Below are 12,988 nucleotides of genomic sequence, written 5' to 3' on the forward strand. Positions count from 1 at the left end.
CTAAACTTCTATTTTTTCGCCATATACTTGCGGATATCAAATGCCACCGCAGCCACAATAATCAACCCTTTAATAATTAGCTGCCAGTAAGGACTTACACCGATAAAGGTCAGACCATAGTTGATGACTCCAAAGATCAACACCCCTGCCATAACACCGGGAACCGTACCAATTCCACCCGCTGTGGAGACGCCCCCCACGACACAAGCCGCAATAGCATCCAACTCATACATGTTACCGTAATTGTTCGTTGCTCCGCCCGTACGTGCGGCTTCCAGCACACCGCCCAGTCCATACAGGGCACCTGCAATGGCATACAACGCAATCAGGTTGCGTGCCACATGAATGCCGGACACATGCGCAGCCTGAATGTTGCCACCGATGGCATACATGTTCTTCCCAAGGCGGGTCTTGTTGAAGACGACCCAGCAGATCAATGCCACCCCTATAGCAATCAATACTATATACGGAATGGAATAACCACCGCCAAGATCAATGTAACCAGATCCAATAACGGTAAAATCTGATCTCAATCCACCAATGGGTTGTGACTGATTGGGCTCTGTATCAAAGTAAATCGAGTTCAGACCATATACCGCAACCATTGTGCCCAGTGTGGCGATAAAGGGTGGAACATGCAATTTGGCTACAATGATGCCGTTGACGAGACCCACTGCCAAGCCTGCGATGATCCCGATAGCGATTGGCAATCCTACCCAATACTGTGGCAGATCGGGAAAGAACCGATTGGCATATTCGTCGATTTGCAGCATGGATGCGGAGACAACAGCCGTTAGCCCAACGACCCGTCCTGCCGACAAATCGACCCCGCCCGTTACCAGGATAAACGCCGCCCCCAGCGCAATGATGGCCCGTGTGGAGGACTGTTGTAATATATCCCGAAGTGTAGAGAAAGCAAGAAAGTGCGGATCGGCAATGGCAATGCCAATGACGAGCAGGATCAGCACAATAAAGATCGCGCGCTGCGCCACATACTGCTTCACCTGATTGATAACCTGTGTATTCATATGTTCCCTCCTGACTAAGCCATCCGCTGCTGTGCGGCCAGCCTCATGATATCCTGCTCTGTTGCCTCGGCACCGTCCACGATTCCGGTGAGCCGCCCTTCGCTCATGACCATAATTCGATCCGACATGCCCAGCAGTTCGGGCATCTCCGAGCTGATCATAATAATGCTTTTGCCCTGGCGGGCCAGTTCCGTAATAATGGTGTAGATTTCAAATTTGGCACCCACATCAATCCCACGTGTCGGTTCATCGAGCAGTAGAATTTCGGGGTCAGTCAACAACCATCTGGCCAGAAGTACCTTCTGTTGATTACCACCAGAAAGGTTTCGAATCAGCGTGTTAACTGAAGGCGTTTTAGTTCTAAACTTCTGAGTTTGCTCGCGTGCCTCATCTCGGCCTTTCTTCTCATCCAGCAGACCAATCCGATTCCGGTAACGTCCGAGACTCGCAATAATCGTATTTTCATACACAGACAACACTGGAAAAATTCCTGTGACTCTTCGCTCCTCGGTAAGCAGGGCAATGTTATGACGCTTTGCTGCGGCAGGTGACTTGATCTTCACCTTGCGTCCATGAATGGAGATCGTCCCTGAAGCAAGTCCGCGCAAGCCGAACAATGACTCGATCAATTCCGTCCGCTGTGCCCCAACAAGGCCGCCGATGCCAAGCACTTCGCCTTTCCTCAATTCAAACGTCACATTACGGAACGAATTCGGCTGGCTGGAGGTTAAGCCTTCTGCCTTCAAAATCACTTCTCCAGGTACATTCGTCCGTTCCGGGAACCGTTCATCCAGATCACGTCCAACCATGCGGGTAATGATCAGATCGGTCGTTAAATCGGCAGCATCCCAGGTACCGACTACAAAACCATCACGCATAATCGTGACCTCATCCGAGATCGTCAGAATTTCCTCCATCTTGTGCGAAATGTAGATAATAGACACCCCGCGACTGCGCAGCTGATTAATAATGGCAAAGAGCTGGTCCACTTCCTTGCCCGTGAGCGAGGATGTTGGCTCATCCATCACGATAACTTTAGATTGAAAAGAGACCGCTTTGGCGATTTCCATCGACTGTATTTTGGAAACGGATAAAGTCCCCGCCTGAGCCTTCGGATCAATGTCCAGATTCAAGTCCTTGAACAGAGCCAGTGTATCGGCATACATTCGTTTCTCATCCACCAACAACCCCCTCATTGGAAAGCGTCCCAGCCAGATGTTTTCCATCACCGGACGATGTGGCACCGGGTTCAGCTCCTGATGAATCATCGATATGCCATGCTGAAGCGCCGCTTTCGAACTCGGAATGTCCACCTCCTTGCCGTCCATCCGAATCGTCCCTTCATCCGGGCGGTACATACCGAATAGGCATTTCATCAGCGTGGATTTGCCCGCTCCGTTCTCTCCCATCAGCGCATGAACCGTACCCGGCTTTACCTTCAATGTGACCTGACTTAGTGCCTGCACACCCGGAAATGCTTTGGATATTCCGTCCATCTCCAGCAGGTAAGGTGATTCCATCTTTCATCCTCCCCTTCCTTAAACCCGGCAAAAAAAGGACGCCATCTCATGACGGACGTCCCTGTTTGCTGCTGTTATTGGGCGTCGGCAATGTTGTCTTTCGTAATTTTTTTGTAGGCAATCCAAACATATTTGCCATCCGTAATGTCATAACCCGTATTTTCCTTCGTTGGTGTCTCACCTTTCGCGAGTACGGAAGCGAGTGCAACCGTTGCTGCGCCTTGGTTCTTGGCATCATTCAACACCGTGCCCAGCATCGTACCGTCCTGTAGGGCCTGAATGGCCGGAGCCGTTGCATCCACGCCGACAACAGGCATCGTTTTGCCGTCTTTGAAGTATCCGGCTGCTTTCAACGCTTCAATGGCTCCAAGTGCCATGTCATCATTGTTAGCCAATACCGCTTCAATCTTGTCTCCGTGGGAGGCAAGGAACGCCTGCATTTTCTCCTGGCCTTTGACCCGATCCCACATCGCCGTGTCTTCAGCCAATGCTTCCACTTCAATTCCGGCATCCTGAATTGCCTGTACGGAATATTTAGTCCGCAGTTCAGCGTCCTGGTGGCCAGGCTCGCCTTTCAGCATGACGTATTGCAGTTTGCCGTCCCCGTTTTTATCTGCTTCCGGGTGGGCCTTCCAGTAGTCCACAATGAGCTGACCGGAGATCGTGCCCGACTCTTCTGCCTTGGCTCCAACGTAATACACTTTATCCCACTTGTTCATGTCTTCGGCAACCGGCTCACGGTTCAGAAAGACAACCGGAATGCTGGCCGCTTTGGCTTTGTCAATAATGACACCTGCTGCGGTCCGGTCAACCGGATTCACAGCCATTGCGTTATATTTCTTGGATACAAACAGATCGACTTTCTCATTCTGGGTCGGCTGTGCGTTCTGGCTATCCACGATATCGAGTGTGGCTTTACCTTCCGCTGCCGCGGTCATTGCATTCCGTACACCCGTCATGAACGTGTCATCGAACTTATAGATGGCCACCCCAATCTTCGGCGTTTCCGTTCCTGCGGCCGTCTGGCCTCCTGTATCTGTTCCTGTACTTCCGCCTGCGTTGTCTCCGCCACTGCTGCACCCCGCCGCCGCAACCATACACGCTGTAAGCAACAATGTCATCCACGTTTTCTTCATATCCTAATGACCTCCCCCAAGTTCATTCGGCTTTACCGATGTCTTTATTATGAAAGGGTTTACAATAAATTCGAATACAATATCTTCCTCTGTTTTATCGAAATCTTCCTCAATTGATTTTACTGTACAAAAGGAAACAACAACTTCTGATTATCCATCCAGAACATATTGTCCGTACTGACCAGCTTCGTTTCCAGTGTTACCCTGGCTTGCACCTGTTGGTTGTTCAACCGTGCAACGGCCTGATTCACACCAAGATAACCTGCACTGAATCCATTTTGCACAATCAAGTGCTGAATTCTGCCTTCCTGTAACTGCTCTAACTGCTGCTGTTCACTGCCAAATCCCACAATCTTCACCTTGTTCCCATTGTTCTCGGACGTACGTCGATTCAGTTCATCCGCTGCCCCCAGAGAAGCAGGTTCCTGAAGGGCAATCAACCCGTTCACCTGCTGCTGGTCAAGCAGTTGCTTCGCCGCCTGCCAGCAAGCATCCCGTGTGCTGCATACGGATTGGGCCTCCACATGAATGTCCGGGTATTGAGCCAGTGATTCCTCTATTCCTAGCTCCCGGTTAATCAGAACAGGATTTACAGGATCAGGACCAAGCAGGGCTATACGTCCTCGCCCTCCCAGAAGCACAGCCATGGCCTGACCCGCCTGCCGTCCAGCTTCAACGTTATCTATCGAGATAACACTTGTTATGCCTTTAACAGGAAATTCATCATTTAACAAAATGACGGGAGTAATCACTCCGTTGGCATCTTTAGTCTGTGCCTTCTGAATGATGTCGCTGAGTGTCTTCTCACTCAAGGGATCGATCAACAGGGCCGATGCTCCCTGCTCCAGTGCCAGTGATACCGCATCCACCTGGGCTTGTTCACGCTCGCTCAGTGAATAAGTCCCATTTTGCAAATGCTCTTGCTTCACCTTTCCCTGTTCTGCTGTGAAGTCAGGGTTAGAAGGCGCGTAAGTTAACCCTTCCGAGGGGAAAGCCTCCACCGTAATAAGCTCCGCTCCCGCTTCTTTGGCAGCCGCTTCGGCCCCAAGACGTATCGCTTCTGCAAGTTCTCCGGTTCCCGCAGGCGTAATCAGTGCAATACGCGGCGGTGATCCCGCCGGATCAGCATTCGACATACCGCATGCCATACATAACAACAGGCAGCAGATTGCAATTGTCATGGCCATGTAACGAAGGAGATGGACTCTCATCCGTATGACTTCCACGCGAGGGCAGATGTTTATTTTCATAACTAGATGCCCCATCCAGTCCGTTCTATTGATCTTATTAGCTTTCATGAGCATCGTCCTCCTCTCGTTCCGATTGGATCGGAATCCGAATCCAGACGGTTGTTCCTTCCTCCAGCTCACTCTCAAATTCAAGACCGTAAGCTTCGCCATAATAGAGCTGGATCCGATCATGCACATTGCGTACAGCTACACCTGATCCTGCACCACTTTTCACGATAGGACTGCCCATTAGAAGTTTCGACATCTGCTCTTCCGTCATGCCGACCCCATTATCCGTAATACGAAATACCAGCTTGTCGTCCTCCCGGTATACACGAATCTCAATACATCCCTCGTCCATATGATATTCAATGCCATGCACGATGGCATTTTCAATGAGTGGCTGAAGCACCAGCTTAAGTGTCAGGTTGTCCAGCGTATCCTCATCCGCCTTCATGCTAAAATTGAATTTGCGCTTGAACCGCATTTGCTGAATCGTCAGGTAATGGTGGGCGTGCTCCAGTTCTTCTCTGACCGTAATAATCGTTTTGCCTTGACTGAGACTGATCCGAAACAATCGGGATAACGAAGTGATCATCGTAATGACTTCCTCATTCCGGCTCATGCCCACCATACGCACGACTGAATTCAACGTGTTGTAAAGGAAATGTGGATTGATCTGAGCCTGCAAAGCTTCCAGTTCGAGCCGACGCTTCTGTTCCTGTTCATGAATGATTTCATTCATCAAGGTCCGGATTTTATAGACCATCAGGTTAAAACGACGGGATAAACGTTCCACTTCCAGTGGCCCCTCAATAGGAAGCTCCACGTTAAAATCCCCTCGCTCCACGGCCTTCATCTTTCGTTCCATCCGCCGGATCGGACGTGTCAGACTGGAAGAGAGGAATAGCGAGACGAGGATGACCAGTACCAGCACAACCAGCAGTACTCGAATCAGATATCCATTGACCTCCTGGCGGGATGTCATGATCTCATCCAGATAGGCCACACCTACGATTTTCCATCCGATATTGGCGACAGACTTGACTGCATTCAACCTTTTCTGCCCATCCGCCTCATCTTCATAGCTGCCGGTTGCAACCAGTGCCTGTTCGATATTTTCACTTTTGAGCCCCATGTACATTAATTGCTGCTGCGGATGGTAGACGATATTGCCCGCACTTTCGTCGATAATGTAGACGTATCCCCGCTGCCCCAGACTGACCCGGCGGCTCAGTTCGTCCATTTGTTTGAAGTTGATATCCACCAGCAGAATGACCTGACGATCCTGACCATTTTGGCGTACAGTAATGCCTTTGCTCATGGAAACGACCCATTTGTATGGGCCTGTGTACATGTTCTGGATATGGGGCAGCGAGAAACTAAGGTGATCCGGTACTCGGAGTGCAGATTGAAACCACCCTTGCTGTGTCACATGCGCACTCGGTTTTAATTCAGCTGAAGGTCTGTTCTTGAGCAAATGCCCTTTTGAATCCAACAAAGTAATAGAGATGATATCTTCGCGGCTGCTGAGCAGCGTGTCGAGCTGTTTATCTACCTGATCCCCTTCCCACGTACCATCCCGCAGCATATGTTCTTCGATGGCTCGATACAGATGCGACATGCTGCGGACATAATCCTCCAGATTGTAACTGACCTGATCCACGATCTGCCTCGTCGTCAGCTCCGCACTTCGCTCCGCGGCCTGCGTGAATTTGTCATGCAGCAGCATCGCCATGATGGTCAGCACCAATACAATGAAGACAGAGAAAGACCACGTAATAATAAAGCGGATACTGCTGACTCTGGATGAACGCAGCCTGGACCGAAGCTTGAGCCAAAGGGATCTTATCCATCCGGCAAACGTTCTCATCGACTTGTGCCTTCACTAGCTGTTAGTGCAGTCTGTTTGCGATATTCTTTGGGCGAGACGCCGATATGTTTTTTGAAGCAAAAACTGAAATAATTCGGTTCCGCGAAGCCTACCTGACCAGCAATCTCAAACGACTTCATCTCCGTGGATCGAAGCAACTCTTTGGCCGCCTCCATCCGGATCTGCATCAGATATTGCAGAAAGGTAAGCTGTACTTCTTTTTTGAAAATGCCACAAAAATAACCCGAGCTGATATGCAGATGCCCACATACTTTCTGAATGGACAGATCCGGATCAGCGTAGTGTTCTTTGGTAAACAACAATGCCTGTTCCACAATATCCTTGTATACATGCTGCCTTCCGCTGGCAATGCGATGTTGAACGAGCAGACAAACCTCGCTCACCTTACCTTGCGCCTCAGACAACCCAGGCAAACGGAACAAATCGGCATACAACTGGAACCCTGCCCCAAAAATGTCCTCCATGGCCTCGCCCGATGCCTGGGCTGCCTTCCAAACGTTTGTTAAAACTTCAATCAGATACAGTTGAATGTCACTTCGCCCATGCTCCACCGTAATTTCCCGGAAAATGATCTCTAGCGCGTCCTCCAGCTCCGCCTGCGTACCCGCTTTCAGACAACGTGTCAGCGTTTGCTGCTTCAACTCGTCAAAACGCAATTTGCCCGCCGTCTGCCGTTCCACATCTGCAATATAGATAAGTGGATCAGTCCCCGGTACAAGCCGATAATCCAGTGCCAGTAGTGCATCCTCATAGGCATGCTTCACACCTGCCAGTGTGTTCACGATTGAGCCCGATCCAACAGTGGCAGGGATACGCAGATAGTGATTGATGCTGCGCATTACATTTTCCAGCGCCTGCTGCTGTCGTTTCTCTCCATCTTTTCCATCCCACCGATCTACATAGAGCAGCACAATCGTCTCCTGATGCATAAAAGCATGTCCGGCCCCATGTTCCGTCCATACCTCTGCGGCAATGTTTAGCGCAGCGAACTGCTTTAGCTCCGCATCCGCGGATTGTTCTCCGTCCATATGCAGAGTTAGTACGGATACACCATAACGTTCACCGTGCAGATCCAGTCCACATTGCTTTGCTTTGCCATGGATATATTCCGGCGATTTTTGCCGATGCAGCAAAGTGGCCATCAGGTCCGCCTGTAACAAGGGCAGGCTTGTATAATAATGGTCGCGCAGCTGCTGTACATCCTCTCGTTCGGCCACTTCAGCCGCCATCTGCGCACGCAATCTTGTAAGCAGTTCTGTCAGATGTCCCGCCGAGAAAGGCTTCAATAAATATTCATCCACACTCAGCGAGACCGCTTGCCGGGCGTAGTCGAATTCATCATATCCAGTCAAAATCACCACTTTCACAAGCGGATTTCGTTCCCTCAGCCTTTTGGCAAGTTCAAGTCCATCCATAAATGGCATGCTGATATCCGTTACCACAATATCCGGCTCCACTCGTTCCGCCATCTCCAGTGCTTCTCGTCCATTCTCCGCCAGACCAACTATGCGCAGATCGAGTGCTTCCCAATCTACCTCTACGACCAACCCTTCGCGTACATCCTCTTCATCATCCACCAGCAATACCCGGTACACGTCAGATTCCTCCTTTATTTAAGGGGCCATAAGCCCAAGCAATAATGTATATGTCGATATGATCCAAGGTTGCCATCATAATATACAATATAAATTTAATTATGTAATCGCTTACTTTTGAGATGATAAGATTGATATAATGTGCGCTCACAAACAAACATATGGTAAATTATTGAAAGTGGTTAACTATGAAATAGAAAACCAACCTCAAGAACTTCAGGAGAAGTTAACAAAATCATGGAGCGGAGGAATAGAGGCGATACGTAACACGCTGAATGAGAATAGTGAAAATGAGAATATAACTGAATGGAAACTGTTTTACAGTTTGGAGGATTCATTAAACACCCTTCCCCATCAAGAGCACTCTTCCTTCATCACTGCCTTTTATAGTAACGAACGAAGAACCATGCTGAAAACCGGGGATATCATGCCTGCCTTGCTTTTACATCCCGATCATACAAAGGCAATACTTTATTGGGAAAAGCATGATGGAACCTATGCCATTATTACACTAGAATCGCAAATCAATGCAAACAACAAACCTGAATGGGATGTAAGTCATTCTTGGATAACCAAACAGCCCTCATCCACTTGAAGTGGGTCAGGGCATTGATCTCTTATCCATTCGTAATCCCTTATAAAGAGTTCTGCATGTACTTTAATCCGGTTCCGTTTCTCCATCCTCTTTTGCTGATAAAGATAGATTGGCATTTAAACCCTTCACATAAATCATCGTGGTATCCGGATTGATATGTCCCATCATTTCTGCCAATTGATGCAGTGGTGTATGCTCGGCCATAGCGTATCCGAACCGATGACGCAGATCATGGGAACTTAGCCCTTCCAGACCGGCTGTAGTCATCACCTTTTTGATCAAATGGCGCAGCGCCCTCTCCGTTAAGCGATCACTGGTTTTCTCGGAAGGAAACAGGTAAGGACTACCCGGTGCGAGGCCAGCCATGTATATCTTCAACAAAGCAATACATGTCATGTTCAGCGGAATTTTCCGTTGACCGTTTCGTTTATCGGCCCGTACGGTAAGTTGCCCGCTTCTTTTGCCCAATTCAATATCATCGGGAGCGAGATTGCATATCTCCATCGTTCGCATACCGGTATGATACATGAGCGTAAGGATGGTCTGATCCCGAAGCGAGTTGCCGTCCTCGACCGCAGATATGAATGATTGTTCTTCCTCAGTTGTCATTCGGCGGGGGCTAACCTTGTCTTCCGGAATGAATTTCAAAGGTTTGGAAGGATCACTGTTGATCCTGGATTCCGATGCAGCCCACTTAAAAAAACGCTTCAATGTAATCAGTCTGCGATTAATGGTAGATGGCTTCAATTGCATTACTTTTTGAGAATCTTCCCGGTAACTGACCAAAGTCGGTGTATGCACTTCTTCGATATGAAATGAAATCTCTACACCCCGAGAATCATTCCCTTTATACCATTCGGTAAAATGCTTCAAATCACTCGCATATTCCTTCAAGGTTTTAGGAGTCAATTCTCCCTGGATCGTAAGCATATGTATGAATTCCTGAACAACCATTTCCCCTTGTACCGAAGTACCAGATACCTTATCCATTAGAAAAAACCTCCAAATCTTGACTTATATTAGCGGACATGGTATTATCATATTAATCGATACATTAGCGGACATCAAGTCTGTGGGTTGAATATACCTGATTAGCGTTGATTTCTAAAATTAGCCTTTTCAAAATGGTCGTTTAAAAACTTATTTTTTGGAGGAACTACATGCAAACAGGTACAGTGAAATGGTTTAACGCGGACAAAGGATTTGGCTTTATCGAAACTGAAGAAGGAACAGACGTATTCGTTCATTTCAGTGCAATTCAAGGCGACGGTTTCAAAACATTGGATGAAGGACAACGCGTCCAATTCGAAGTAACTCAAGGTAACCGTGGTCCACAGGCTGAGAACGTTACTAAAGTTTAATTATATTAAAGCTGCCTTGTACAAGGCAGCTTTTTGTTTTATTACATCCAAAAACGAAAAGCGAGGTATGACAAATGGATAAAGAACAATTGATCACAGAAGTAGCCAAAAACGGCGGATTCTCCAAAAAGAACGCTGAAAAGGCCGTAACAGTTGTACTGGATTCGATTTTGGAAGCATTAAAAGAAGGCAAAGAGGTTCAACTGGTTGGATTCGGCAAATTCGAAGTGCGTAATCGTGAAGCACGTATGGGGAAAAGCCGTCGAACTGGTAAGGAAATTCAACTTCCAGCAGGTAAAGTTCCCGTATTCACTGCAGGATTAACCATGAAAGAAGCTTTAAACTAAACAGCAACAACAAGATTGGAAAAGAGGTTTTTATTCAAACACACAATGAACATTTTGATGTAAATTTCGTGTTTTCTACGGTTGATGATATCATTAACTTTTATTCCGGCAAGCAGACAAACCAGAATAACGCGGAAGAACACACCCATTCAACACCCCCATCAACAGAGTCTGCACAGACGCCACAACCACCCACTCGCTAAAATGAACCTTTCATCTTGGACAATAAGAAGCCCTGTTCCGCTCAAAACGGTCCAGGGCTTGATTTGTGTCAATCGAGCACCCAGGGAGAATGAATTTTGGGTACGTCATTGATTAATTGTTTGGTATAAGGATGCTCCGCATGGTGAATAACTTCCTCCGCTCTCCCCGCCTCCACCATTCGTCCATGCTCCATAATACAGATCGTGTCGCTCACATAATAAGCCAGACCCACGTCGTGCGTAATAAACACAATGGTCATGCGGTTTTCGTCGCGCAGCTTGAGCAGCATATCCAGAATCGTTGAACGCGAGCATGCGTCCACCATGGACGTCGGTTCATCGGCGATCAACACCTTAGGATGCAGCATGAAAATGCGGGCAATCATGAGCCGTTGCATCTGTCCACCGGACAGTTCAAACGGATATTTGTTATATAACTCTTCGAACTTCAAGTTGACGAAAGAACAGGCTTCCTTCATTTTGGCATATTCCTCGTCCTTGTTCAGCTTCAATCCCTGAAGTTTGATACAGTCTACCAGCAGCTTTTCCACCCGGTGAAATACGTTGAACGAAGAGAACGGGTCCTGGAAAATGGCCTGGATATCCTTCCAATAGGCTTTACGCTCACGATACCGCTTCAGTTGTCTAGGCTTGCCATCGTATTCGATCGCTCCACCCGTTTCCTTGAGCAAACCCATGATCATTTTCGCGAGTGTCGTTTTGCCACTGCCGCTCTCTCCGACAATGGAGATAATCTCCCCTTCATGAAAATCAAAGCTCACATCGTCCACCGCTGCCTTTTTGCGATTGCCTGTACCGTACACCTTGGTCAGATGGCGGCCGCTGATCAGTACCTTGCCCATCGCCATACTACCTCACTCCTTTCGGGGAGCCTTGATCCGAGCCCATTAAAACCCAGAGAGAATCGTTTCATTGGTCTGCACTATCATCTGTGGCAGTTCGAACATCTTGGATTACATCTTTGTTTAAGCCGCTTTCCTCCTGATTTTGTTTCGTCTCCTGGGAATGTTCGTTAATGCTCTCCTGCTCAAAGTGACCGCCCTGCTCCTGCTCCTGCTCCTGCTCCCTGATCTGCTCCAGCATCTCCGGTGTCAGAAGACAGCGATATATGCGCCCATCGACTTGAATGTTCTCAATTTTCCCTTGGCGGCACTCGTCGGTCACCAGTGTACAGCGCTCTGCAAAGCGGCAGCCTTCCGGCACATTCTTCAGATTGGGTGGTGCACCGGGAATCGCCGCCAATTTATGCTCCTTCATGCCCTCTTCCGGAACAATGATGGAACCCATCAGCTTGCGAGTGTACGGATGCAACGGATTGAAAATCATCTGCTCTGCCGTGCCTCGTTCCACAATCTCCCCGGCATACATCACCATAATTTCATCCGTGACATGGTACAACAACGGCAGCTCATGTGTGATGAACACCAGTGATTTGATTACTTTGCGCTTCAACAAATCCTTCAACAGACGAATGACCGCCTTCTGGGAGGTTACATCCAGTGCCGAAGTAGGTTCATCCGCAATAAGCACATTGGGATTCAGAATCGTTGAGATAGCGATAACCGTTCGCTGCTTCATGCCGCCGGACAATTCATTTGGATACATATCCAGCACATCCGGCGACAGGTTCAGTGATTGGAAGCGCTCTGTAGCCATCTTTCGCACATCCGACCGTTTCATCTCCGGACGATGCTCCTTCATGATATCTTCAATAAACCTGATAATACGCAGCGTTGGGTTCAGTGCATTCATGGCTGCCTGCGGAATATAAGCAATTTCCTTGCCCAGAATGCGCGAACGAAGCTGCTCTTTGTTCAGCTGCATAATATCGGTACCATTGATGCGGATCGAACCACTGCCATAATGAAGGGGCGGGAAATAAAAGCCCATCAGGCTGAGCGCCAGCGTTGATTTTCCACAGCCCGATTCACCTGCAATGCCCAGCGTCTGCCCCTCTTTCAGTCCGAACTCCACCCCGTCGACGGCAAAGACGTTCTCCTTGAGCCGGGTACGGTAATACGTTTTCAGACCGCTGACCTGAAGTATAGGTTGGTTCATG

The 12,988-nt window shown here is 48.5% G+C and carries 12 protein-coding genes; 3 read left to right on the forward strand and 9 right to left on the reverse strand.

Annotation, left to right across the window (positions count from 1 at the left end):
• Positions 1-8 precede the first annotated feature (8 nt).
• From mglC to ACR1R9_RS21990, 6 genes are all read right to left on the reverse strand, one after another.
• Entirely contained in the window at positions 9-1,028 is a 1,020-nt protein-coding gene (mglC, locus tag ACR1R9_RS21965) for a galactose/methyl galactoside ABC transporter permease MglC (RefSeq protein WP_072735160.1), read from the reverse strand.
• Positions 1,029-1,042: 14 nt separating this feature from the next.
• Positions 1,043-2,548: a sugar ABC transporter ATP-binding protein gene (locus ACR1R9_RS21970; protein ID WP_433922717.1), complete on the reverse strand. Its 1,506-nt coding sequence runs from the start codon at positions 2,546-2,548 to the stop codon at positions 1,043-1,045.
• 74 nt (positions 2,549-2,622) lie between these two features.
• Positions 2,623-3,684 (reverse strand): galactose ABC transporter substrate-binding protein, encoded by a 1,062-nt coding sequence (locus tag ACR1R9_RS21975; protein WP_163756078.1) that lies wholly within the window; start codon positions 3,682-3,684, stop codon positions 2,623-2,625.
• A gap of 119 nt (positions 3,685-3,803) precedes the next feature.
• Positions 3,804-4,982, reverse strand: coding sequence for a sugar ABC transporter substrate-binding protein (locus ACR1R9_RS21980; RefSeq protein WP_433922716.1), 1,179 nt, complete (start codon positions 4,980-4,982; stop codon positions 3,804-3,806).
• Positions 4,972-6,786, reverse strand: coding sequence for a cache domain-containing sensor histidine kinase (locus ACR1R9_RS21985; RefSeq protein ID WP_083678982.1), 1,815 nt, complete (start codon positions 6,784-6,786; stop codon positions 4,972-4,974). The genes ACR1R9_RS21980 and ACR1R9_RS21985 overlap by 11 nt, the downstream gene beginning before the upstream one ends.
• A complete protein-coding gene (locus ACR1R9_RS21990; RefSeq protein ID WP_433922715.1) occupies positions 6,783-8,402 on the reverse strand; it encodes a response regulator in 1,620 nt (539 codons plus the stop codon). Before ACR1R9_RS21990 ends, ACR1R9_RS21985 begins: the two co-directional genes overlap by 4 nt.
• A 172-nt stretch (positions 8,403-8,574) precedes the next feature.
• Here ACR1R9_RS21990 and ACR1R9_RS21995 point away from each other — a divergent pair, with 172 nt between their 5' ends.
• A complete protein-coding gene (locus tag ACR1R9_RS21995) occupies positions 8,575-8,997 on the forward strand; it encodes a hypothetical protein (RefSeq protein ID WP_433922714.1) in 423 nt (140 codons plus the stop codon).
• 63 nt (positions 8,998-9,060) lie between these two features.
• Here the strand turns inward: ACR1R9_RS21995 and ACR1R9_RS22000 are convergent, their stop codons facing one another.
• Complete coding sequence (locus tag ACR1R9_RS22000) at positions 9,061-9,987, reverse strand: tyrosine-type recombinase/integrase (protein ID WP_175383568.1); 927 nt, start codon at positions 9,985-9,987, stop codon at positions 9,061-9,063.
• Between the two features lie 170 nt (positions 9,988-10,157).
• Here ACR1R9_RS22000 and ACR1R9_RS22005 point away from each other — a divergent pair, with 170 nt between their 5' ends.
• Complete coding sequence (locus ACR1R9_RS22005) at positions 10,158-10,358, forward strand: cold-shock protein (RefSeq protein ID WP_062320808.1); 201 nt, start codon at positions 10,158-10,160, stop codon at positions 10,356-10,358.
• 74 nt (positions 10,359-10,432) lie between these two features.
• Positions 10,433-10,705, forward strand: coding sequence for an HU family DNA-binding protein (locus tag ACR1R9_RS22010; RefSeq protein ID WP_053783990.1), 273 nt, complete (start codon positions 10,433-10,435; stop codon positions 10,703-10,705).
• A gap of 271 nt (positions 10,706-10,976) precedes the next feature.
• Here ACR1R9_RS22010 and ACR1R9_RS22015 read toward each other — a convergent pair whose 3' ends face one another.
• Both ACR1R9_RS22015 and ACR1R9_RS22020 read right to left on the reverse strand, forming a co-directional pair.
• Positions 10,977-11,777, reverse strand: a complete 801-nt coding sequence (locus ACR1R9_RS22015; protein ID WP_062320810.1) for an ABC transporter ATP-binding protein — start codon at positions 11,775-11,777, stop codon at positions 10,977-10,979.
• A gap of 61 nt (positions 11,778-11,838) precedes the next feature.
• A complete protein-coding gene (locus ACR1R9_RS22020) occupies positions 11,839-12,987 on the reverse strand; it encodes an ABC transporter ATP-binding protein (RefSeq protein ID WP_433922713.1) in 1,149 nt (382 codons plus the stop codon).
• Position 12,988: the final 1 nt, after the last annotated feature.

It is taken from the genome of Paenibacillus taichungensis, assembly GCF_050994985.1.
GTDB lineage: Bacteria > Bacillota > Bacilli > Paenibacillales > Paenibacillaceae > Paenibacillus > Paenibacillus taichungensis.

Bases quoted from the DNA above. Each gene is read 5' to 3' on its own strand.
- ACR1R9_RS22005 (WP_062320808.1), top strand. From the start codon at position 10,158: ATGCAAACAGGTACAGTGAAATGGTTTAACGCGGACAAAGGATTTGGC.
- ACR1R9_RS21980 (WP_433922716.1), bottom strand. From the start codon at position 4,982: ATGAAAGCTAATAAGATCAATAGAACGGACTGGATGGGGCATCTAGTT.
- ACR1R9_RS22020 (WP_433922713.1), bottom strand. From the start codon at position 12,987: ATGAACCAACCTATACTTCAGGTCAGCGGTCTGAAAACGTATTACCGT.
- ACR1R9_RS22010 (WP_053783990.1), top strand. From the start codon at position 10,433: ATGGATAAAGAACAATTGATCACAGAAGTAGCCAAAAACGGCGGATTC.
- mglC (WP_072735160.1), bottom strand. From the start codon at position 1,028: ATGAATACACAGGTTATCAATCAGGTGAAGCAGTATGTGGCGCAGCGC.
- ACR1R9_RS21970 (WP_433922717.1), bottom strand. From the start codon at position 2,548: ATGGAATCACCTTACCTGCTGGAGATGGACGGAATATCCAAAGCATTT.
- ACR1R9_RS22015 (WP_062320810.1), bottom strand. From the start codon at position 11,777: ATGGCGATGGGCAAGGTACTGATCAGCGGCCGCCATCTGACCAAGGTG.
- ACR1R9_RS21975 (WP_163756078.1), bottom strand. From the start codon at position 3,684: ATGAAGAAAACGTGGATGACATTGTTGCTTACAGCGTGTATGGTTGCG.
- ACR1R9_RS21985 (WP_083678982.1), bottom strand. From the start codon at position 6,786: ATGAGAACGTTTGCCGGATGGATAAGATCCCTTTGGCTCAAGCTTCGG.
- ACR1R9_RS22000 (WP_175383568.1), bottom strand. From the start codon at position 9,987: ATGGATAAGGTATCTGGTACTTCGGTACAAGGGGAAATGGTTGTTCAG.